Source organism: Chromobacterium phragmitis (assembly GCF_003325475.1).
GTDB classification, from domain to species: domain Bacteria; phylum Pseudomonadota; class Gammaproteobacteria; order Burkholderiales; family Chromobacteriaceae; genus Chromobacterium; species Chromobacterium phragmitis.
This window is the reverse complement of record NZ_CP029495.1, coordinates 3,510,620-3,532,312: the sequence shown is the minus strand read 5'-3', so window position 1 is coordinate 3,532,312 and position 21,693 is coordinate 3,510,620. Positions and strand designations below refer to the sequence as shown.

The following is a 21,693-nucleotide window of genomic DNA, read 5'->3' as shown; positions in this document are numbered from 1 at the left end:
GCATGAGGTCCGCTCGATGAAACAAGTGTTTGATTTGCAATCTATGTGTTTTTTTAAATCAATTCAATTGAAATACTTCTTTACAATGATGTGAATATTTTTTCCGTTTCATTTACAACACAGCCCGCTCACCATTGCCAGTTGAGCCGCGCGAACAAGATATGCCCCTCCGCCGCCCAGCCCTGCGGCTTGCGCAGCGGCCGGCTGTAATCCAAATCCAGGCTCAGCCCGCCCCTCGCCAAAGCCATTCCGGCCGAAACGCCGGCAATGTCTTGCCAGGTTTCGGCGGCGTCGCGCTGCAACACCCTGCCGCCATCCACCCCCACTCTCGGCGTCAGGCTCCAGCCGCCCGCCTGGAAATGTCGGGACAGTGTATTTCGCCAGTACCAGCCGGTTTCGGACACCAAGGCGTTATTGCGAAAACCGCGCACCGCGCTGGAATCGGCGATGTCCAGCCGCTCCACGCCGGGCAGCTCGTCGCGGCTGGCCTGCCCGGACCCGCTCAGCTGCAGCTGGTAAGGTCCTCCCGGCAGCGCCAAGCCCCGGTACCAGTTCAGTCCCAGCCTCAGTTTGGAAAAACGCGGGTCCGGCGCGCCGGGATGCGCGCGATCCGGCTCGTCCGCGCCCAGCCAGCCCACGCCGCGCTGCATGCTGCCATCCAGTTGCAATAGTCCCCCCGGCTGCACCCACAACTGCGACACGCCCAGCTCCAGCACGGTCAGATTGGGACTGCTGTTGCTGAACTTGGCATCCTGGAAAAAATTGCGCACCCGTTTCTGCGTCAGCTGCGCGTCCATGGTCAACACATGGCCCTGGTCCCGCGACAACACCCGGTCCAGCCGCAGGCCGTGCTGCTGAGTGGTGCCGGACAGCTGCGCCGTCAGCCCTGACGCCAAGGTGCTGGGAATCAGGTAATCGGCATGGCTCGCGAAGGCGCTGAACGTCCAGTAGCCGTAGGGCAGCGAGTAGAACAGCGACTCGCTGCGGCTGTGGCGGATTTCCTGCCTTTGCGTCGTCGCCTGCGCCGACAGATTGAGCAAATCGCTCCAGCCGAATGGATTGTCCCAACTCAGGCTGGCGCCGGCCTGCATCCGGCCGGTGGTGTCGCGGCCGGCGTTGTCCAGCGTCAGCGCGCCCGACAGCCGGGCGGACGGTTGATTGCGCAGCCTCAACACCGACTCCCCCGCCGACGCCCCCGGCTCCACGTCCACCGTCACCTTGTTGGAGCGCAAGCGATTGGCCTGGTCCAGCCCCTGATCCAGATCATGCACGTTCAACGGCTTGCCCAGCATGCCGGGAAACAGATTGCCGGGCCTGGGCGCGCCCTCGTCGCCGCGTATCGCCGCCACTCGCCCCTCCCGCACCCGCAACGTCAGCACCCCGGCCGCATCGGGTCCAGAGGCGCCCACGCGCGCGGCGATGAAACCGTGCCGCAGATAAAGCGCGGTCAACGCGCGGCTGAACCGGTTCAGCTCCGCCGTATCCAGGCATTCGCCGCGCGGCAGGCCCAGCGCCTCGACATCCTCGCGCGACAACAGGCTGATGCCGGCGAGCCTCACCCCGCTGACCGGCAGGCACCGCCCTTCATCCAGTTGCGGCGCCGGCTCCGCCTCCAGATTGCTGCCGCCGCTGTTCAGCTGCCGCATGCGCTGCTGCTGGATCAGCTGGTCGAAACGGCGCTCGCTGTCCTGCAGCAAGCGCCGCGCGTCGGAACCATCGCTGGGAAGTTCTGCCGGCAACGGCGCGGCTTGCGCCGCCTGGCAGCACGCCAGGCTGGCGGCGATGGCGAAGGAAAGGGATTTGCTCACGGCGGCATTCCTGCCGCGGACAGGCATCGCGGCGATTCAAGATGATGGGATGACAAATAAAAGCCGCCCATTAAACCATAAATGGGCCAGGCGGCCGCGCGGATTATTCACCAGTCCCCACGTCCGTATTTATACATATTTCATGACCATATGGCGCAACTATGCTTGAAGCCTGACCTTCCTCCAGGGAGCCCCGCCATGTGGTTCGCCGGCAACAAGATGATCAACCAACTGGAAGACGCGGCGGAAGCCGTGCTGCGCGGCGAGTCCGCCAGCTGGCAAATCCACGGCAGCGACCGCTGGCGGGCGCTGGGCGACAAGCTGTCCCAAGTGTGGGAGCAGCGCGATCGCCAGGTCAGCCAGGCGGATCGCGAACGCGAGCAAGCCGACGGCCGGTTGCAGCAGTTGCAGGAGCAGCTGCGCCAGGCGGAGCGACAGCTTGAGCTGCTGAACACCCGCTTCGACCTGGTCAACCACGCAGCCAGCGAGGGGCTGTGGGACATGTCTGTGGTGGCCGGCGATCCGGTCAACCCCTCCAATGAGTTCTGGTGGTCGCAGACATTCCGCGCGCTGCTGGGCTTCCACGACAAGCGCGAATTTCCGGACGTGCTCGGCAGCTGGGCCGGGCGGCTGCACCCGGACGACAAGCAAAGGGTGCTGGACGCCTTTGCCGCCCACCTGAACGACCGCAGCGGCACGACGCCCTACGACATCGAATACCGGCTGCAATGCAAGAACGGCGACTATCGCTGGTTCCGCGCCCGAGGCGCGACGCTTCGAGACGGCAAGGGGGTGCCGCTGCGGGCGGCGGGCTCGCTGGCCGACATCACCGCCCATCGGAAACAGCAGCAGCAGCTGGATCGGACGATGACCCGTTTCGAGCTGAGCAGCGAAATGCTGGCCGAGGGTTTGTGGGATATGGAGGTCGACCCCAAGAATCCAGTCAGCGGCGACCACGCCTTCTGGTGGTCTCCCCAGTTCCGCCGCTTGCTCGGCTTCGACAGCGAACAGGATTTCCCCAATGTGCTGGACAGCTGGGCCAGCCGGCTGCACCCGGAGGACAAGCCGCAGGCGCTGGCCGCCTTCTCCGCCCACCTGACCGACCACAGCGGCCAAACGCCCTATGATCTGGAATACCGGCTGCAATGCAAGAACGGCGAATATCGGTGGTTCCATGCCCGCGGCCAGACCCGGCGCGCGCCGGACGGCACGCCGCAGCGGGTGGTGGGCGCGCTGATCGACATCGACGCGGAAAAACGTTCGGAGGCGCTGAGCAGCGAAAGCCTGCAGCGCCAACAACTGGAAAAAAGCCTGTCCGAGATCGCCACCATCGTCAGCACCATCCAGTCCATCGCCGACCAGACCAACCTGCTGGCCCTGAACGCCGCCATCGAGGCCGCCCGCGCCGGCGAAACCGGCCGCGGCTTCGCCGTGGTGGCGGACGAGGTGCGCAAACTGGCCGAGCGCACCCGCGACGCCACCCAGCGCGTGGAGCGGCTGGTGGTGCAGCGCGGCTGATCCCGCCGCGCCAAGCGCGAAAAAGCCCGGCGCGGCCCGCCGGGCTTTGAACATTTGACCGGGAGCCGGCTCAGACGTAAACGAAGCGCGCGCGCTTGACGTTGCACAGCGCCTCGTAGCCAATGGTGCCGGCCTCCGCCGCCACCTCGTTGACCGACACGGCGTCTCCCCACAGCTCCACCTCGCTGCCGATGCCGGCATCCGGCAGATCGGTCAAATCCACGGTCAACATGTCCATCGATACCCGGCCTATCAGCCGCGAACGCGCGCCGTCGACCCGTACCGGGCTGCCGCTGGAAGCGCGCCGCGGGTAGCCGTCGGCATAGCCGCAGGCCACCAGGCCGACCCGGGTCGGCCTATGGGTGACGAAGTTGTCGCCATAGCCTATCGGCTCGCCAATGCCGAGCTCGCGCACGCCGAACACCTTGCTGGCGAAGCGCATCACCGGGCGCAGATCGGCGTCTTGCCCGACGCCCGCCGGCAGCGGCGTCACGCCATAGAGGGCGATGCCGACGCGGCCCCAGTTGCGCTGCGCGCGCGGATGACACAGGATGCCGGCCGAATTGGCCACGGACTCCTCCCCCGCCGGCAAGCCGCGCATGGCGGCGTCGAACATCTCGAGCTGGGAGAACGTCATCGGCACGTCCGGCTCGTCGGCGCGGGCGAAGTGGGTCATCTTGGTGATCTTGCCCGCCTTGCCGCTGGCCTCCAGCCGGCGCCAGGCCGCTTGATAGTCCTGCGGCAGAAAACCCTCGCGGTGCATGCCGGAATCCAGCATCAGCCAAATATTGAACGGCTTGGCGGGCGCAGCCACCTCCACCATGGCCAGTTGCTCTTCGCTGGCCACCGCCATCCATAGATCCAGCGCGTCCACCGCCTGCAGCTCCCCCGCCTCGAACACGCCCTCCAGCAACAGGATGGGATTGGCGATGCCGGCGGCGCGCAGCTCCTGCGCCTCCTCCAGGCAAGCGACGGCGAAACCGTCGGCGATGTCCGCCAGCGCCTGCGCGCAGCGAACCGCGCCGTGGCCGTAAGCGTTGGCCTTCAGCACCGCCAGCGTTTTGTCGCCATGGGCGGCGCGCGCTTGCTGGTAGTTATGCCGCAGATGGTCCAGCCGTATCGTCGCGGTCAACGGGCGCATGGCTTCAAGCCCCTTGGACGGCCGGGCGGATCACTGGCACCACCAGGGTCTCGCCCTGTTTGGCGTAACGCTGCATGGACAAGCCGTCGACGCTGATTTCCGGCTTGGCGCCGGTGATCATGTCGGCCAACACCTTGCCGGAGCCGGCGCACATGGTCCAGCCCAGCGTGCCGTGGCCGGTGTTCAGCGACAGATTGGAGAAGCGGGTGCCGCCGATGATGGGCGTGCCGTCCGGCGTCATCGGCCGCAGGCCGGTCCAGAAGCTGGCCGCCGGAATGTCTCCGCCGTTCGGATACAAATCGCCCACTACCATTTCCAGCGTCTCGCGGCGGCGCGGATTCAGCTCCAGGTTGTAGCCGGACAGCTCGGCCATGCCGCCGACGCGGATGCGGTCGTCGAAACGGGTGATCGCCACCTTGTAGGTTTCGTCCAGGATGGTGGAGGTCGGCGCGCCGGCCGGATTGGTGATCGGCACGGTCAGCGAGTAGCCCTTGACCGGGTACACCGGGATGTCGATGCCCAGCTCCTTCACCATGTCGCGGGAGTAGCTGCCCATCGCCACCACATAATGGTCGGCGCGCAGCAGTTCGTCGCCGACGCGGATGCCGGTGATGCGCTTGCCGTCGTTCTCGATGTCGTCCACGGTCGCGCCGAAGCGGAACGCCACGCCCTTGGCTCGGGCCAGTTCGGCCAGCCGGCTGGTGAACAGGTTGCAGTCGCCGGTTTCGTCATTGGGCAGCTGCAGGCCGCCGGCCAGCTTGTGCTTGACCGCTGCCAGCGCCGGCTCCACGCGGGCGCAGCCGTCCGGGTCCAGCACGTTGAAATCCACCCCGCATTCGCGCAGCACAGCGATATCCTTGGCCATGCCTTCCACCTGGGCCTGGCTGCGCAACAGCTGCAGCGTGCCGCCCTGGCGGCCTTCGTACTGCAGGCCGGTCTCGGCGCGCAGCTCCTTGATCTTGTCGCGGCTGTACTCGGCCAGCCTCATCATGCGGCTCTTGTTGACCGCGTAGGCTTTCTCGTTGCAGTTGGCCAGCATCTTGGCGATCCACTGCAGCTGGTACAGGCTGCCGTCCGGGCGGATGGCCAGCGGCGCGTGGCGCTGGAACATCCACTTCAGCCCCTTCAGCGGAATGCCGGGCGCGGCCCAAGGCGCGGAGTAGCCGGGTGAAATCTGGCCGGCGTTGCCGAAACTGGTTTCCAGCGCCACGCCTTCCTGGCGCTCCAGCACCGTCACCTGACAGCCCGCCTTGGCCAGATACCACGCGGTGGATACGCCCAGAACGCCGCCGCCCAGCACGATTACCTTCATTGCTTGTCTCCGTTTGTAGTCTTGCCACTACCAATAGTGAATTCCGCTAGTATATTCATTGCTATCTGGTTTTTTTCACTGAAATTGACGAGAATCAAATGATCATTCTCAAATCTTTCTCGCATAAACAGTGAAAACATGAAGTCTATTTCCATCCCTGCCAAGACGCTGGACAAAATGGACCGCAAGATCCTGCGCATCCTGCAGAAAAACGGCCGCATCTCGATGACGGAGCTGGCGGAGAAAGTGGGCCTGTCCACCACGCCCTGCACCGAACGGGTCCGGCGGATGGAACGCGACGGCATCATCGACGGCTATTACGCCCGCCTCAATCCGCACGCGCTGGGCGGCTCGCTGCTGGTGTTCGTCGAGATCAAGCTGGAAGCCAAGTCCGGCAACATTTTCGACGCCTTCCGCCGCGAGATCATGAGCATCCCGGAAATCCTGGAATGCCACTTGGTGTCCGGCGACTTCGACTACCTGATCAAAGCCCGCATCGCCGACATGTCGATGTACCGCAAGCTGCTGGGCGACATCCTGCTGCAGTTGCCGTCCGCCAAGGAATCCAAAAGCTACGTGGTGATGGAGGAAGTGAAGGAGACCCTGCTGCTGCCGCTAGGCGATTAAGGCTCGGCGCATGACGGATTGGCGAAGCGAGGCCGCGCCGCTTTCCATGGACATAAGCGCTTGCAATTGCCCCTCCCCTGTACCAAACCGCAAATGTGGTCAAAACACAAACGATATGAAGGCATTGGGGAAAGAACATGTTTGGATTCGCCAACAAGGCCGACCGCTCGGCCGAACTGCAGCAGACCGTCCATCGCCTGGAAAGCATGCTGGATCATTCCGACAACCTGATCCTGCTGTGCGACACCAGCCACGACAACACCATCTTCTACATGAACAAGACCGCGCGCGACACGCTGGCCCGCCACCGCTCGACGCTGAACCAGCGCTTGCGCAACGGCGCCGACGTGGCCAACGCCCACGCGCACACCATCCATCAATTCCACCCCGACCCCGACCGCATCCGCCGCATCCTGGACGACCTCGCCCACAAGCGGATTCAGGAGCACATCGCCACCATTCCCGTCGGCGAGATCGTCTTCCGCACCAAGATATTCCCGATCTGGGACGCGCGCGACCCCAACAAGCTGTGCTGCTTCATGGCCAGCTTCCAGGACGTCTCCGCCGAGGAAAAGGCGCGCAAGATCCAGGAAGAGGCCAACCGCCGCCGCGAATTCCTGGAGGCGCGGGTCAATGAATTGTCCGAGAACATGCAGGCGATGAGCGCCACGATACAGAACGTGGCGGTGCAAACCGCGTCGGCATCGGAATCCGCCGAACTGATGCTGACCGAGGGCCGCAAGGGCGCCGGCATCGTCACCGAAACCAGCGGCGGCATGAAGAACGTGGGCGGCATGGTGCGCAATACCGCCGACAGCCTGGAATCGCTGGGCCAGCGCTCGGAAACCATCGGCCAGATCATCGGCGTGATCAAGGACATCGCCGACCAGACCAACCTGCTGGCCCTGAACGCGGCGATCGAGGCCGCCCGCGCCGGCGAGATGGGCCGCGGCTTCGCCGTGGTGGCGGACGAAGTGCGCAAGCTGGCCGAACGCACCACCAAGGCCACCCAGGAAATCGGCGACATGATCCGCGACATCCAGCGCGAGGTGAAGCAAAACGTGGATGCGATCGAACAAGGCCGGCAACAGGTGGACGCCACTGAGAGCGATTTCCAGCGCGCAGAGCAGGCGCTGGCCACCATCGTCGGCGAAATCAACAATATGCGCGATTTCGTGGTGCAGATCGCCAATGCCGCCGAGGAGCAGGCCGCCACCTCGCAGGACATCGCCGACAAGCTGGCCGAAATCGTGAGCCAGCCTTAACGCCTGCCGGCCCAGGCTCAGGCCTCGGCCCCGACAGCCTGGCGTCGTTGGTTCGCATCGGGAATAATGGGCCACCCATCATTCCCGACGAGAGCCATTCATGAGCCTGGAATCGGTCAAAGCCTTCTTCGCCGCCCGCCAAGCGGACATCGCCATCATCGAGCTGGACGTCAGCACCGCCACCGTCGCCGAAGCCGCCGCCGCTCACGGCGTGGAACCCGGCCGCATCGCCAAGACGCTGGCCTTCCGCCTGAACGACGGCCGCGACGTGATACTGGTCGCACGCGGCGACGCCCGCATCGACAACCGCAAATTCAAGGATGCCTTCGGCAAAGGCAAGATGCTGCCGCCGGACGAAGTGGAGGCCATCACCGGCCATCCGGTGGGCGGAGTCTGCCCGTTCGGCCTGGCCAGCGAGCTGCCCATCTATCTGGACGTGTCGATGCAGGCCTACGACGAAGTGCTGCCCGCCGCCGGCGCGGTGCACAGCGCGGTGCGCATCAGCCCGGAGCGGCTGGGAGAAATCACCGCCGGCCAGTGGGTGGACGTTTGCCAGGCTTTCGCCTGAGGATTCAATCCCTGGCGAAAGCCAGCAGCTTGCGCGGCTGCAGCCGGATGCCCACCGTCTCGCCCACCGCCAGCGCCTCCTCATGGCCCAGCTCCGCCAGCAAGCGGCGGCCGGAAAGCAGTTCCAGCGAATAGTGGCAGACCGTGCCGCGCAACACCTTGTCCACCACCCGCGCGCGCAGCGGGCTGCCCGGCTCCGGCCGCACCGCGTCCGGCCGCAGCAACACCTCCACTTCGGCGCCGTCGCCGAAGCGCAGCTCGCCCTCGCTACGCAGTTCGCCGGTCTCCAGCGCCACCGCCCGCCCGCTCACCCGTCCCGGCAGAAACACGCCCTGGCCGATGAAGCCCGCCACATAGCGGTTGACCGGGCCATGGTAGAGCGCGTCCGGCGTGTCCCACTGCTGCAGCCGGCCCTGGTGCAGCACGCCCACCTTGTCGGCGATGGCGAAGGCCTCATGCTGATCGTGGGTGACCATCAAGGCGGCGATGCCCTGCGATTTCAAGATCGCCCTCACCTCGCGCGCCAGCCGCTCGCGCAGCTCCGCGTCCAGATTGGAAAAGGGCTCGTCCAGCAACAACAGCCGGGGCCGGGGCGCCAGCGCGCGCGCCAACGCCACTCGCTGCTGCTGGCCGCCGGACAGCTGGTGCGGATACCGCGCCGCCTCCTCGGCCAGCCCCACCAGCCGCAGCGTCTCCTCCACTCTGGCCTTGCGCTCGCCGCGCCCCAGCGCGGACAGGCCGAAAGCCACGTTGCCGGCCACGGTCAGATGGGGAAACAGCGCATGATCCTGAAACACCATGCCCACGCGGCGGCGATGAGCCGCCACCTCGGCCAGGCCGCCGCTCACCATTTCCCCCTCCAGCCGGATATTGCCCTCCGCCGGCGTCTCGAAACCGGCGATGCAGCGCAGCGCCGTGGTCTTGCCGCAGCCGGAGCTGCCCAGCAGGCAAGCGATCTCTCCCGCCTCCAGCGCGAAGCTCATCCCGTCCAGCACCGGCCGCCCGCCGTAAGCCAGGCTGACCGAATCGAATTCAAGCGTCTTGTCCATCTCACACTCCAGGCTTCTGCCGCGACAGCAGCAATACCGGCAGCAGGCCGGCCAGCACGATAGCCACCGACGGCAACGCCGCGCGCTGCCATTCGCCCTCGCTGGTCAGATTGAAAATGCGCACCGCCAGGGTGTCCCAGCCGAAGGGTCGCGTCATCAGCGTGATCGGCATTTCCTTCATCACGTCGACGAACACCATCAGCATCGCGGTGAACGCGCCGCCTCGCAGCAGCGGCAGGTAAAGCCGGCCCAACAGGCGCGCGCCGCAAACGCCCAGGCTTTGCGCCGCCTCCTCCTGGCTGCGGCTGATCCGCTGCATCGCCGCGTCGAGCGCCGAATGGGCCACCGCCAGGAAGCGGGAAGCGTAGGCCAGCATCAGCACCAACAACGTGCCCTTGAACACGGCCGAGCCGCCTTCCGGCAGCCAGCCGGCGAAGCGTTCCAGCAGGAAGTTGTCCAGCGCCGCCACCGGCGCGAACACGCCCACCGCCAGCACGGTGCCCGGCACCGCGTAGCCCAGCGTGGCCAGCCGCGCCCACATCCGGCTGCCCGGATCGCGCCGGACGGCGAAAACCAGCAGCAGCGCGATGGCCGGCACCAGCAAGGCCGCCATCGCCGCCAGCAGCAGGGAATTTTTCAGATAGTCGAGCAGGTCGGCGTCCAGATCGCTGGCGACGTGCTCGGCCGCCCAGATCAGAATCTGGCCGAAAGGCAGCGCGAAAGCCAAAAACAGCGTCAGCGCGCAGAAGGCGCAAGCCAGCCAGCCTCGCGCGCCGGCCAGCCGCGCGCGCGGCAACGGCGCCGCCCTGCCCGCCTGGCCATAGCCGCGCTGGCCGCGGGCGCGCTGCTCCAGCCACAGCAGGGCGAACACCAACAGCACCAGCAACGATGCCAGCTGCTTGGCGGCCGGCAGCGAAAACAGGCTGAACCACGCCTTGTAGATGGCGGAAGTGAAAGCGTCGAAATTGAAGATGGCGACAGTGCCGAAGTCGGCCAGCGTCTCCATCAGCGCCAGGCTGAGCCCGCCCACGATCCAGGGCCTGGCCATGGGCAAGGCCACTCTGAAAAAGCCCGCCAGCGGCGACAGGCCCAGCGACTGCCCCGCCTCCAGCGCGCGCCGCCCCATGCCGGCGAAGGCGTTGCGGGCCAGCAGGTAGACATAGGGATAGAAGGCCAGCGACAACACCATCACCACGCCGGGCGTGGAACGGATATTGGGCACCCAGGCCGAGCTGCCCCAGGTTTCGCGCAACCAGGTCTGCAACGGGCCGGTGAAGTCGAACAGCCCCAACTGGGAAAACGCCATCACATACGCCGGCATGGCCAGCGGCAGCATCAGCGCCCAGGAAAAGACGCGCCGGCCCGGGAAATCATGCACTGCGGTCAGCCAGGCCAGCGGCACGCCCAGCAGCAGCACGCCCGCCCCCACGCCCAGCAACAGGATGACCGTGTTGCGCAGCAGTTCAGGCAAGGCGTGCTCGGCCAGGTGGCGCCACACCACGGCGTCCGGCGCCAGCAGCCCCATGGCGATCACCGCCAACGGGATCAGGGTAAGCAGGCTGGCGGCGGCGGCCAGGGCGCGCCAGCGGGTGAAGGAAAACGGCATTCGATGCGGTCCAACGGCGGCGGGCCCGCAGTCGCAGCGACGGCAGGCCCGGTTTGAAACATGTCTCGACGGCTTACTTGTAGCCGGCGCGGTCCATCAGCTTGACCGCCTCCGCCTGGCGGGAGCCGGCGTTGGAAACGTTGATGTAGTTGTGCTTGAAGTCGCCCCAGGCGGCGACGCGCGCGTCAGGCTTCACCTTGGGATTGACCGGGAATTCCATGTTGACGTCGGCGAACATGTTCTGCGCCTTCTCCGAGCTCAGCCACTCCAGGAATTTCAGCGCGCCCTTTTCATTCTTGGCGTGGCGGGTCACGCCGGCGCCGGAGATGTTGACGTGGGTGCCCTTGCCGGCCTGATCGGCCCAGAAGATGCCCACCGGCAGCTTGGGCGATTTTTCCATCAGGCGGCCGTAGTAATAGGTGTTGGCGATGCCCACCTCGCACTGGCCGGCGGCGATGGCCTCCAGCATCTTGGTGTCGTCCGGGAATTCGGCGACCGCCAGATTGTTCACCCACCCCTTGACCACTTGCTCGGCCTTCACCGGGCCCATTTCCGCCAGCATCATCGCCACCAGCGATTGGTTGTACACCTTCTTCGAGGTGCGCAGGCACAGCTTGCCCTTCCACTTGGCGTCCGCCAGGTCGGCATAACTGGACAGCTGGGCCGGCTTCACTCTCTGGGTGTTGTAGAAGATGGTGCGGGCGCGGATGGACAGGCCGTACCACTGGTTGGCCGGATCGCGCAGGTGGGCCGGGATGTTGGCGTCCAACACCGGCGACTTGACCGCTTTCAGCAGGCCCATGCGCTCGGCCTGCCACAAATTGCCGGCGTCCACCGTCAGCAGCAGGTCGGCCGGCGAATTGCGGCCCTCGGCGCGCAGGCGCTCCATCAGCGGGCCTTCCTTGTCGGACACCAGCTTGACGTTGACGCCGGTTTCCTTCTTGTAAGCCTCTACGATGGGCTTGACCAATTGTTCGCCGCGCGCGCTGTAGACCACGACGTCTTCCGCCATGGCAGAACCGGCGGCGGCCGCCAGCGCGGCGGCCAACATCATTTGCTGTTTCAAGGTGTGTCCCCTGTTCGATGAATGAAACGCGAAGTGCAGGGGCGCACCGTAACATCAAGTGATAATACTTATCAATACAAAAATAAATTGCAAACAACGGAACTTTCGGAAGAAACCGCCCGCGCTCAATGCGCCGTCCCGAAGCGGACATAATCGCCCTCGGCCGGCGGCCGGGCCCCGCCCTGCACCACGCCTATCGAGAAATTCGGCTGCACCTGGACCAGGGCCACGTCGCCGTTCAGCGATTCCGCCATGCCCAGCTCGCGGCCGGAAATCAGGTCGCGCAGCGGCTGGCCGGACGAGCGCTTGTACAGCAGCAGCTTGTCCCCCACCGCCATGCCGTCCAGCAGGCCGGCATTGATGTAAACGCGCTTGCCATCGAGCCTCACCACCCGGGCGGAGAACGGGATGCAGGAAATGATGTCGTCGATGCGGCGGGTCGCGCGGTCCAGCGCCTGGTTCACCACGCGCCCGTAATCGCTCTGCCAGAAGGCCGCCGAGGCGAACGGCTGCGGCGGCGTCGGCTGCACCTGGCCGCCGCTGGCCTCCCCGTTGACGCGCTCGCGCGCGATCAACGAGCCGGTCAGGCCGTCATAGACCCAGAATTCAAGATCGAACTGGCGCCGGGTGGGCACGTATTTGACGCCGTTTCCGAACATGCCGGCGAAAGGCCCGTTGTAGAACACGCCCTGCTGGCTGGTGTTGTTGGATTCGAAAAACGAGGGCCGCACGCCCTTGCCGGTCACCGAGGTAGACAACACCCGCCCCGACACCACGAACTGCGCGTTCTCGCGCTGGCCCAGCTGGCTGGCGGCCTGCCAGCCGGCATCAGGCTCGGCCACGCGATTGTCGGCCAGCACCGACACGGCATTGGCGTCCTTGACCATCAGCATGCCGTTGCGCGACAGCCGGCGCGACAACTCGGTAGGCAGCGCCGTCGCCAGATCAGGCATGTCCGACGCCTCCGCCGGACGCGCGACGTCGAAATAGGTGGTCACCAGCTTGCGCCGCAGCGAGCGCCCCACCGGCATCGGGCAGGATGCCTCGCGGCGCTCCGGCGCCGCCTCCCGCATCGCCGCCTGGTCGACATCCACCGCCACCTTGACGTGATAGAGCTTGCCCTGCGCGTACTCGTTCAGCACCTTGACCGCGCCCCGCACCGGCGCGGCGGCGGTGAGCGTGCCGGACTCGCCCTGGCCGCCGCTCTCCATGATCTGCGTAGATTCGATGCGCGCGCCCTGGCGGATGGAGATCAGCTTCAAGGCATCCTGTATCGCCATTTCTCTCGCCGCCACCGGGCCGTTGTCCAGCGGCGCGACGCCTTCCGCGGTCAGGACTTCCGCCCGGGACGGGGCCGGCAAAACAAATGCCGCCACAAGGGCGGCAAGATGGATAGCGTATCGCTTCATCACTGGTTCACATAGAAATTGCTGCTGTAGCGGGCCGGCGTCACGGTCATCGTCGCCGGCGCGGCCGCGGGCGGCGGCACCACCTTGGTCGCGCCGCAATTGCCTTCCGGACAGAGCGCGCCGGCGGTGCCGGTTTCCCTGGATGACTGCATCACGCTGCCGGTCTTTTCCAGGGAATGGCGAAACTGGCGGTAGAACTCCTGATCCAGCGTGATTTCGGCCACCGCCTCGCTGGTGCCGTCCGGCTTCATCGTGGTGGAGACGATGGTGACCCCGCGCAGATAGGCGTCCACATAGGTGCGGAAGCTATCGCTGTTGGCGATCATGTTGGACACCGAGCTGTTGCCGACCAGCTTCATGCCCTGCACTTGTTCCGCTATCCCGCGGAAAGCGTCCAGCCTGGCGGCTCGCATCGCCAGCAGCTTGCGCTGCGACGGCGTCAGGCTATTGGTGTACGGCGCCGCGCCGGAGCCGGTGACGCGGACGATGATGGGCTGGAAGGGGCTGACCTCCTTGACCACCACTTTCACTTCTTCGCCGCCGCTCGCCTCGTCGCCGCTCCCTACATAGCCGACGCCAGACGGCACCATGCCGCTTTCCTTCATCGGCGCGTTCATCGCGTGGTTTTGCGGAGCGGGCGCGGCGCAGGCGGTCAGCCCGGCGGCGAGGGCGAGTAAGGCGAGGCGAGGCATGCGGCGTACTGTATTCATGGCTATTACCGATAGGTGTTGATGGAATGGTATGAACCATTCCCGGAGCTCGTCAACCTGAAACATCGGCAATAACTGATGAAACTTGAGAAACGCACGGCATGCGCCGCCCTTCAATCATGCGCGGCGGAGGCGCGGCTCATCTGCCTGGCCGAGGAAAAACCGGCGGACAACGCCGCCTTTTCCTTGCTCAATCCCGCAGACCGCCATTGATCGGCCAAGGCCAGGCGCAACGCCCGGTGGTAGTCATGCGCGGAAATGCCCGCCTGGTCGCGGAACAGACGGGACAGGTGGCGGGCGCTGACGTGAACTTTACCGGCCAACTCGTCCAGCGGCCAATCGCGCACCGGGTCGGCGCAGATCAGGTCCTGCGCCTTGTGCAGCGCCGGATGCAAATGATTGCGCCAGGCCAGCCAAGGCGACAGTTCCGGGTCCTGCGGCGAGCGTCGGAAATACACCACCATGTGGCGCGCCACCTCGCGGGCAACGGCGGGATCGGCCAGCTCCGCTATCAGATGCAGCGCCAGATCGATGCCGGCGGTGATGCCGGCGCTGCTGTGGCATGGCCCGTCGGAAACGAATACCCGGTTCTCCTGCACCCTCGCCGCCGGCGCCAGCTCGCGCAGCCGGCCCAACAACGTGTGATGGCTGGTGCAAGCGCGCCCGTCGAACAAGCCGGCCTCCGCCAACAGCAGGCTGCCGGAACAGATGCCGACCCAGCGCAGCCCCGCCCCGCCGCGCTGTCCGGCCAGCCAGCGCACGATGCGGCGGGCTTCCGGCGTGGCGTAGGCGTCTATCGAGCGGGTGGCGCCGGTGGCGACCACCACCGCCCCTTCGGGCAACGCGTCGGGCAAGGGCGCCAGCCCGCCCAACGGCAATCCCAGCGAAGTGCCCACTTCGGCCGACGCGCCCACGTAATGCAGGCGGAACTCGCCGCCCAATTGCCCGGCCAGGCGGAAAGCGTCGGCCGGGCCGGCCAGATCCAGCAACAGCAGGCTGGGAGACAGCACGAAATAGATGTCACGCACGGCTGGCCCTCCCCGACGCCATCGCCAACAGCCGGCCGCCGAACACCGCGGCCAGCAGGCCCGCCATAAGCAATCCGCTGCCTGCCAGCTGCGCCGGCGTCAGGCTCTCGCCAAGCAGCCAGTGCGAGGCCAACAACCCCACCACCGGCACCAGCAAGGAAAACGGCGCCACCTTGGCCGCCGCGTGGCGGGCCAGCAGCCGGCTCCACAAGCCGTAACCGAACATGGAGGCGATAAAGGCAAGGTAGGCGACGGCGAACAATGATTGCACATCCAAGCCGCGCAGCGCCGCCAGCATCGCGTCGCCCCCCTCCAGCCGCCAGGACAGCAGCAGGAAAGGAAGCGGCGGCACCAGGCTGGACCACACCACCAGTCCCAGCGGCTCCACCTTGCAGCCAGCGCGGCCGATGGCCCGCACCACGATATTGGACGCCGCCCAACTGGTGGCCGCGGCGATGGTGAGGCCAAAACCCAGCGCGCTCATGTCGCCGCCCTTGCCCATGCCGATCAGCGCCAGGCCGCCCAGCGCCAAGGCCACGCCCGCCAACTGGCTGGCCTGCCAGCGCTCGCCGAGAAACGCGCGCGCCAGCAGCAAGGTGAAGAACGCCTGCGACTGCAGCACCACCGAGGCGAGCCCCGCCGGCATGCCCAGCTTGATCGCGGTGAACAGGCAGCCGAACTGCCCCACCCCCACCGTCAACCCATACAGCGCCAGATAGCGCCAGGGCAAGGCCGGCCGCTTGACGATGAACACCGCCGGCAGCGCCACCAGCATGAAGCGCAGCGCGCCCAGCAGCAACGGCGGCACGCCGGCCACGCCCCACTTGATCACCACGAAGTTCACGCCCCAGGCCAGCACGATGGCCAGCGCCTGCGCCACGTCAGCCAGCGGCATCGCTCGCTCCCGGCCACACCACCGCCTGCGCGACGATCACGCGCTCGCCGTTGAAAGTAGCCGCTGGCGAGCCGTACAGCCGATAGCCCAGTTCCAGCGCCTCGCTGACCCGTTTGCAGAAGGCCGAATCGTCAGGCCCGGTCAGCAGCCGATAGGCAGGCAAGCCGTTCGGAGGAGTATTGCTCGTATCTGCGGACATGCTTTCACCTTGTTATGACTGTTCGCGCCACTCTATTCCATGGACATGCCGAGCCGCAAGCGCGGCTCGACTCGCCGGCTCAGCCTTCCATCCGGGCCAGCGCCTCGTCCACCGTGACGATGGCGGCGAAGCGCCCGGCCAGCACCAGCTCGGTGCGGGCCCGGATATCGGCGGCGCTGTAGGTGACGTCGCTGCCGGCATGGGTCATCGGAAAAGTCAGCGTCGCCTCGGTGACGAAATCCACCTCATAACCCAGGTCCGACGCCACCCGGGTGGTGGTTTCGCAGCACTGCTCGGTGCGGATGCCGGAAATCGCCAGCTTCTGAATCCCCTGCTTGATCAGCCAGCTTTGCAGGCCGGAATCGGTCAGCGCGTTGTGCACATGCTTGACGAAGGTGGCCGCCGGCTGGTGGTCCAGCCATGCCAGCGGCTTGACCAGCCCGGAGCCGGCGGAGAAGGGCCCCTCCGCGCCAGCCTCATGCAGGATGTTGACCACTGGCACGCCGCGCGCCTGGGCGCCGGCGATCAGCCTTTGCTGCGCCTCGCGGTAGGCCGGCAGCTCTTCTTCCGTCCAGAACGGACGATGGCGGAAGGACTCCTGAACGTCGATCACCAGCAATGCGGTCTTTTTCATTTCGCCTCTCCCGGCGGTGTTGATATGGACGCCATATTAAGCCGCCGGAGAGCCGGGCTTAAGGCCGCGGCCGGACAAGGACAGGTCAAAAACGGACATCATGCCGACAGGGCAAGCGCCGGCGCCAGCTCGTCGTACAACAGCCACAAGGCGGTGACGGCCATCAAGCCTCCCATGGCCAGGTTGTAGGCCAGCAAGGCCGAAGGCGCGGCCAGCCAGCGGCGCAGCTTATCGCCGCCCCAGGCCCACACGCTGATGCAAGGCAGGTTGACCACGGCGAAAGCCAGAGCCAGCAGCGACGCCGCCAGCCAGCGGCCGGCCTCCCCCGTCGGCATGAACAGAATGGAAGCGTTCAACACCATCACCCAGGCCTTGGGATTCAGCCATTGAAACAGCGCCGCGCCGACAAAGCCCAGCGGACGCGCCTGTTCGCGCGCCTCCGGCTGGCCGGCGCGGGCGATCTTCCACGACAGCCACAACAGATACACGCAGCCGGCTACCGCCAGCGGCAAGCGCCATGACGCGAGCCACCCCAGCGCCTGGGCCAGCAGCATGGCGACGATGAACGACTGCAGCGCGCAGCCCAGGCTGATGCCCAGCATGTGCGGCACCGTGCGGCGGAAACCGAAATTGACGCCGGACGAAGCCAGCATCAGGTTATTGGGCCCCGGCGTGATCGACATCAGGGCGATATAGGACAGCAAAGCGAATTCAGGCATCTTGGTTCTCCGGCATGCTGGCAAGCGGCGACAGGCCCTTGCCTCCCCAATATGCTATGCGGACTGTTTCAATGGATACAGATTCACAAATCCATTATTGATCTGGTTACAGATTAATCTTTTCAGCAACTGTCACCATCCTCTATGATGGGCGCTGTGCCTTACCGCCCCGGACCTCTGATCATGCAGAACAGCGCCGCCACCCTGTACCAGCAATTGGCCGACGACCTGTCGCTGGCCATCAGCCGCGGCACGCTGCCGCCCGGCTCCCGGCTGCCTTCGGTGCGCCGCGCCGCGCACAGCCGCCAGCTCAGCCTGAACACCGTGGTCAGCGCCTACCGCGTGCTGGAAGACCGGGGGCTGATCGAGGCGCGGCCGCAGTCCGGCTACTACGTTCGCGCCAGGTTGCCGTCGCCTGCGCGCCAGGCAGGCACCGAAAGCGGCCCCGCCTCCCCCACCAAGCACGCGGTGCTGGACCTGATCGGCACCGTGCTGCAGGCGCAACAGAGCGAGGGCTTCATCGACCTGGCGCTGGCCTGCCCGCGCGGCGGCGACTTCTACCCCGGCAACAAGCTGGCGCGGCTGATGGGGCAGATCCTGCGGCGCCAGCCCGGCATGGTCAGCACTTACGCGCTGCCGCCCGGGTCGGAGCGGCTGCGCACCCAGATCGCCCGCCGCGGCATGGACCTGGGCATGACGCTGGAGCCGGACAACATCATCCTCACCCACGGCTGCATGGAAGCGCTGCAGCTGGCGCTGCGCGCCGTCACCCGCCACGGCGACGCGGTGGGGCTGGAATCCCCCACTTACTTCAACCTCCTGCCCCTGCTTGCCAGCCTGGGGCTGAAGGCGGTGGAAATCCCCACTGATCCGCAAACCGGACTGTCGATAGACGCGGTGGAGGTGCTGCTGGCGGAGAAGCGCATCCAGGCGCTGGTGGCCATGCCCAACGTCCACAATCCGCTGGGTTGCTGCATGCCGTTGGAGAACAAAAAGCGGCTGGCCCGTCTGGTGAACCGGCACAAGGTGCCGCTGATCGAGGACGCGTTGTACGCCGAACTGCAATTCGCCGATACGCTGGCGCCGGCGGTCAAGGCTTTCGACGAGGACGGCTGGATCATCGTCTGCGCCAGCTACACCAAGACGCTGGCGCCGGATTTCCGCATCGGCTGGATGGAGGGCGGCCGCTTCGGCGCGACGCTGCGCAAGCTGAAGTTCGCATCGTCCGTGGCGCAGCCGGCGGTGCTGGCCGAAACGCTGGGCGCCTTCCTGGAGTCAGGCGGCTACGACCACCACCTGCGCTCGCTGAAGCGCCGCTACGCCGCCCACGTGGAAAAAGTCCGCGGCCTGATCGCCCGCCGCTTCCCGGCCGGCACCCGCGCCACCCAGCCCCAGGGCGGCTTCCTGATCTGGCTGGAGTTGCCGGAAGGCTGCGACAGCGTGGCGCTGTTCCATGCCGCGATGGCGGAGAAAATCAGCCTGATCCCCGGCCCGCTCAGTTCGCCTGGCGGGCGCTACCGCAACGCGATGCGGCTGTCCTGCTGCTATCCGCTGGACGAACGCTATCTGGCCGCGCTGGTGCGCGTCGGACAGCTGGCTTGCGAGCAAGCCGCCCCGCCGCATGGGCCTAGCGAACAAAACAGCTGACCGAACCCCCCGCTTGGCGGTACAATAGGGTTTGCCTCTGAATTTCAACCGTCCGGCCGCGAGCGGCCAGACGCTCAGCCTTGCCTCTTGGGCCACTGACGCGCCCATCCCGCCGGGTCACCGAACTGAAGCTTAAATGCCTCGCCGCGGCAGTCGCTTGACCGTCGCGCGGAGCCATTCAATACGTATTGAGAAAGGAAACGCTATGTCCAAGGAAGACATGATTGAACTGGAAGGCGTCGTCATCGAAATGCTGCCCGAGTCCCGCTTTCGCGTGCGACTGGACAACAATATGGAAATCCTGGCCTACGGCTCCGGCAAGATGAAGATGCACCGCATCCGCGTGCTGCTGGGCGACCGCGTGACCGTGGAAATGTCCCCGTACGACCTGACCAAGGGCCGCATCAATTTCCGCCACCCGACCGCCAACCCCGGCGCCGCTCCGCGCCCGCGCCCGTCCAACAACCGCCGCTAACGCCTCTTCGGACCTTGGCGCGGAATTTGGCCGGCTCGGCCGGCATTTCCGCTGCGGATTGAACTAGCCACATCGATTTGCATTTGACATACTTCGTATTGGTTCCATAGTGGTATTAAGCGTCGTTCGGCGCGCCCACCATGAGGAACCGATATGAAACTGTCAGCCTTCATCGTCCTGCTCTTGTCATCCCTACCCGCCCTGGCCGCGCCATGGCAGGCAGGCATCGCCTACCAGAAGGGCCAGGTCGCGCAGTGGCAAGGCCGGGACTGGCAAGCCAAGTGGCCCAGCCGCGGCGAGACGCCCGGTGCCAATCCCAAAGGCTCCTGGACCGCTCATGTCGACGGCGCCCTGCGCGCGCTTGACGATGCCGCGCCCCCCATTCCCACGCTTCAGCAAGCCTTGCAGCATGAGGCGGAGCTGACCAACAACGACTTCTTCCGCAAAGTGAAGGCGTCGATACGCACGCTCCCCAACGACCAAGTGGAACAAGTCGCGCCTGGACGCGCCGCCAATCCGCTCAACGTGCGCCGCGTGGAACGGCTGTTGCCTGCGGCAAAATGGGACTATTACTTCGCCCGCCGCGACGCCAGCTACACCTATGCCCGCTTCCTGCAGGCGGTGGCCAAATTCCCCGCCGTCTGCGACGACTATAACGATGGCCGCGACGCCGACGCCATCTGCCGCCACAGCCTGGCCACCATGTTCGCCCACTTCGGCCAAGAAACCGGCAACCACGACGCCAGCGACACCATCCCGCAGTGGCGGCAAGGCCTGGCCTACCTGCGCGAGATGGGCTGCGCGGAAACCGGCCCCGGCTGCGGCTACAACACCGAATGCGACGACCCGGTGTTCAACAAGGTATGGACCTGCGGCAAAAACGCCGACGGCAGCTGGAAGAAGTACTTCGGCCGCGGCGCCAAGCAGCTGTCGTACAACTACAACTACGGCCCGTTCTCCCAAGCGATGAACAACGGCGACCAGTCCGTGCTGTTGAAAAACCCGGACCTGGTGGCCAGCACCTGGCTCAACCTGGCCTCCGCCACCTTCTTCTTCGTCTATCCGCAGCCGCCCAAGCCCTCGATGCTGCACGTGCTGGACGGCACCTGGATACCCAACGCCGCCGACAAGGCCGCCGGCGCGGGCAACAACTTCGCCACCACCATCATGATCATCAACGCGGAGTGCGGCGGCGGCACCGAGCGCCAGGCGGCGCAAAACCGCATCGACTACTACAAACAGTTCGCCCACGACCTGGGCTGGGACTACGGCAACGAGCAGTTGTCCTGCGCCAATATGCAGCGCTTCACCTCGGCCAGCTCCGCCTCTTACAACATCTACTGGGAAAAAGATTGGCAATGGCAGCACGACTACCAATGCCAGCTGGTCAGCTACCAGACGCCCTACAGCGCGCTGCAGGCCGGCAACTACCAGCGCTGCGTGGAAGACAACTGGGGCGTCAAGCTGAAGTAGCCGCCCAAAGCGAAGGCCGGCATCCCAGAGAGAGGCCGGCCTGCCAACGAGCTCAAGCGCCCTGGGATCAGCCCGGTCGCCGTTCAGTCAAAACTGAACCTGCTTCTCCAGCCTCAGCACCCGCTTGATCTGGCCGCGGGTCCACGCGCTGCGCGCGGCGTGCGGGGCGCAAACGTCCGGATGCGTGTCGCTGCCCACCACGCGGAACAGGCCCTGGTATGTCCAACTGCCGGCGCCTTCCTTCAAAAACACCGGAATCGCGCCGCCCTGGCGCGCCAGCTGCTCGCCGGCCGCGCGCTCCGGCGGGCAGGAGTTGCACAGGATGATATGGGGCGCGTCCGGATTCAGGTCCGGCCGCAGGCAGGCGGCCACCACCTTGCCTTTCTTGCGCGGCAGGTAGGAGTGCTTGTTGCCGCCGACCACGGCGTGGATTTCCTCGCGGCTGTAGCTCTTGCCTTTTTCAAACATGGATATCTCCGACATTGCCCAAGCCGGACGCCGCCCATTGCGGCGCCCTCTGGCTGAGCGGACAAGAAAGATATCCA

The 21,693-nt window shown here is 66.0% G+C and carries 21 protein-coding genes; 7 read left to right on the top strand and 14 right to left on the bottom strand.

Annotated elements, in window-relative coordinates:
• Positions 1 to 128: 128 nt before the first annotated feature.
• Positions 129 to 1,808, bottom strand: a complete 1,680-nt coding sequence (locus DK842_RS16700; RefSeq protein WP_168194904.1) for a ShlB/FhaC/HecB family hemolysin secretion/activation protein — start codon at positions 1,806 to 1,808, stop codon at positions 129 to 131.
• A gap of 198 nt (positions 1,809 to 2,006) precedes the next feature.
• Here DK842_RS16700 and DK842_RS24130 point away from each other — a divergent pair, with 198 nt between their 5' ends.
• On the top strand, positions 2,007 to 3,326 hold the full coding sequence (locus DK842_RS24130; protein WP_114062469.1) for a methyl-accepting chemotaxis protein: 1,320 nt from the start codon (positions 2,007 to 2,009) through the stop codon (positions 3,324 to 3,326).
• A gap of 70 nt (positions 3,327 to 3,396) precedes the next feature.
• Here the strand turns inward: DK842_RS24130 and alr are convergent, their stop codons facing one another.
• Together alr and DK842_RS16685 are read right to left on the bottom strand one after the other, a co-directional pair.
• Positions 3,397 to 4,467 (bottom strand): alanine racemase, encoded by a 1,071-nt coding sequence (gene alr / locus DK842_RS16690; protein ID WP_114062468.1) that lies wholly within the window; start codon positions 4,465 to 4,467, stop codon positions 3,397 to 3,399.
• A 4-nt stretch (positions 4,468 to 4,471) separates the two neighbouring features.
• A complete protein-coding gene (locus tag DK842_RS16685; protein WP_114062467.1) occupies positions 4,472 to 5,779 on the bottom strand; it encodes a D-amino acid dehydrogenase in 1,308 nt (435 codons plus the stop codon).
• Positions 5,780 to 5,917: 138 nt separating this feature from the next.
• Here DK842_RS16685 and DK842_RS16680 point away from each other — a divergent pair, with 138 nt between their 5' ends.
• From DK842_RS16680 to DK842_RS16670, 3 genes are all read left to right on the top strand, one after another.
• A complete protein-coding gene (locus DK842_RS16680; protein WP_114062466.1) occupies positions 5,918 to 6,406 on the top strand; it encodes a winged helix-turn-helix transcriptional regulator in 489 nt (162 codons plus the stop codon).
• Between the two features lie 137 nt (positions 6,407 to 6,543).
• The gene (locus DK842_RS24125; RefSeq protein WP_114062465.1) at positions 6,544 to 7,671 is read left to right on the top strand and encodes a methyl-accepting chemotaxis protein; all 1,128 of its coding nucleotides are present in this window, start codon (positions 6,544 to 6,546) and stop codon (positions 7,669 to 7,671) included.
• A 100-nt stretch (positions 7,672 to 7,771) separates the two neighbouring features.
• Positions 7,772 to 8,239, top strand: coding sequence for a YbaK/EbsC family protein (locus DK842_RS16670; protein WP_114062464.1), 468 nt, complete (start codon positions 7,772 to 7,774; stop codon positions 8,237 to 8,239).
• 4 nt (positions 8,240 to 8,243) lie between these two features.
• Here the strand turns inward: DK842_RS16670 and DK842_RS16665 are convergent, their stop codons facing one another.
• The 10 genes from DK842_RS16665 to DK842_RS16620 all read right to left on the bottom strand — a co-directional run bounded on the left by DK842_RS16665 (position 8,244) and on the right by DK842_RS16620 (position 17,553).
• Positions 8,244 to 9,287 carry an ABC transporter ATP-binding protein gene (locus DK842_RS16665; protein ID WP_114062463.1) on the bottom strand — a complete coding sequence of 348 codons (1,044 nt, stop codon included), beginning with the start codon at positions 9,285 to 9,287 and terminating at the stop codon, positions 8,244 to 8,246.
• A 1-nt stretch (position 9,288) separates the two neighbouring features.
• Positions 9,289 to 10,893 carry an ABC transporter permease gene (locus tag DK842_RS16660; RefSeq protein WP_114062462.1) on the bottom strand — a complete coding sequence of 535 codons (1,605 nt, stop codon included), beginning with the start codon at positions 10,891 to 10,893 and terminating at the stop codon, positions 9,289 to 9,291.
• A 73-nt stretch (positions 10,894 to 10,966) separates the two neighbouring features.
• Complete coding sequence (locus DK842_RS16655) at positions 10,967 to 11,959, bottom strand: extracellular solute-binding protein (protein ID WP_114062461.1); 993 nt, start codon at positions 11,957 to 11,959, stop codon at positions 10,967 to 10,969.
• 125 nt (positions 11,960 to 12,084) lie between these two features.
• Positions 12,085 to 13,368: a flagellar assembly protein T N-terminal domain-containing protein gene (locus tag DK842_RS16650; protein WP_114062460.1), complete on the bottom strand. Its 1,284-nt coding sequence runs from the start codon at positions 13,366 to 13,368 to the stop codon at positions 12,085 to 12,087.
• Positions 13,368 to 14,078, bottom strand: coding sequence for an LPP20 family lipoprotein (locus DK842_RS16645; RefSeq protein ID WP_232538507.1), 711 nt, complete (start codon positions 14,076 to 14,078; stop codon positions 13,368 to 13,370). The genes DK842_RS16650 and DK842_RS16645 overlap by 1 nt, the downstream gene beginning before the upstream one ends.
• Before the next feature lie 113 nt (positions 14,079 to 14,191).
• Positions 14,192 to 15,106, bottom strand: coding sequence for a GlxA family transcriptional regulator (locus DK842_RS16640; protein ID WP_114062459.1), 915 nt, complete (start codon positions 15,104 to 15,106; stop codon positions 14,192 to 14,194).
• On the bottom strand, positions 15,099 to 16,001 hold the full coding sequence (locus tag DK842_RS16635; RefSeq protein WP_114062458.1) for an EamA family transporter: 903 nt from the start codon (positions 15,999 to 16,001) through the stop codon (positions 15,099 to 15,101). The genes DK842_RS16640 and DK842_RS16635 overlap by 8 nt, the downstream gene beginning before the upstream one ends.
• Positions 15,988 to 16,200, bottom strand: a complete 213-nt coding sequence (locus tag DK842_RS16630; protein WP_114062457.1) for a DUF1737 domain-containing protein — start codon at positions 16,198 to 16,200, stop codon at positions 15,988 to 15,990. The genes DK842_RS16635 and DK842_RS16630 overlap by 14 nt, the downstream gene beginning before the upstream one ends.
• Positions 16,201 to 16,279: 79 nt before the next feature.
• Positions 16,280 to 16,834, bottom strand: a complete 555-nt coding sequence (locus DK842_RS16625; RefSeq protein WP_114062456.1) for an isochorismatase family protein — start codon at positions 16,832 to 16,834, stop codon at positions 16,280 to 16,282.
• Between the two features lie 98 nt (positions 16,835 to 16,932).
• Positions 16,933 to 17,553, bottom strand: a complete 621-nt coding sequence (locus DK842_RS16620; RefSeq protein ID WP_114062455.1) for a LysE family translocator — start codon at positions 17,551 to 17,553, stop codon at positions 16,933 to 16,935.
• A 183-nt stretch (positions 17,554 to 17,736) separates the two neighbouring features.
• On the opposite strand from DK842_RS16620, the gene DK842_RS16615 reads away from it, so the two are divergent.
• From DK842_RS16615 to DK842_RS16605, 3 genes are all read left to right on the top strand, one after another.
• Complete coding sequence (locus DK842_RS16615) at positions 17,737 to 19,200, top strand: aminotransferase-like domain-containing protein (RefSeq protein ID WP_114063772.1); 1,464 nt, start codon at positions 17,737 to 17,739, stop codon at positions 19,198 to 19,200.
• A 205-nt stretch (positions 19,201 to 19,405) separates the two neighbouring features.
• Positions 19,406 to 19,675 (top strand): translation initiation factor IF-1, encoded by a 270-nt coding sequence (gene infA / locus DK842_RS16610; protein WP_114062454.1) that lies wholly within the window; start codon positions 19,406 to 19,408, stop codon positions 19,673 to 19,675.
• A gap of 153 nt (positions 19,676 to 19,828) precedes the next feature.
• On the top strand, positions 19,829 to 21,148 hold the full coding sequence (locus DK842_RS16605; RefSeq protein WP_114062453.1) for a glycoside hydrolase family 19 protein: 1,320 nt from the start codon (positions 19,829 to 19,831) through the stop codon (positions 21,146 to 21,148).
• An 87-nt stretch (positions 21,149 to 21,235) separates the two neighbouring features.
• On the opposite strand, the gene DK842_RS16600 is transcribed toward DK842_RS16605, so the two are convergent.
• Complete coding sequence (locus DK842_RS16600) at positions 21,236 to 21,616, bottom strand: hypothetical protein (protein ID WP_114062452.1); 381 nt, start codon at positions 21,614 to 21,616, stop codon at positions 21,236 to 21,238.
• Positions 21,617 to 21,693: the final 77 nt, after the last annotated feature.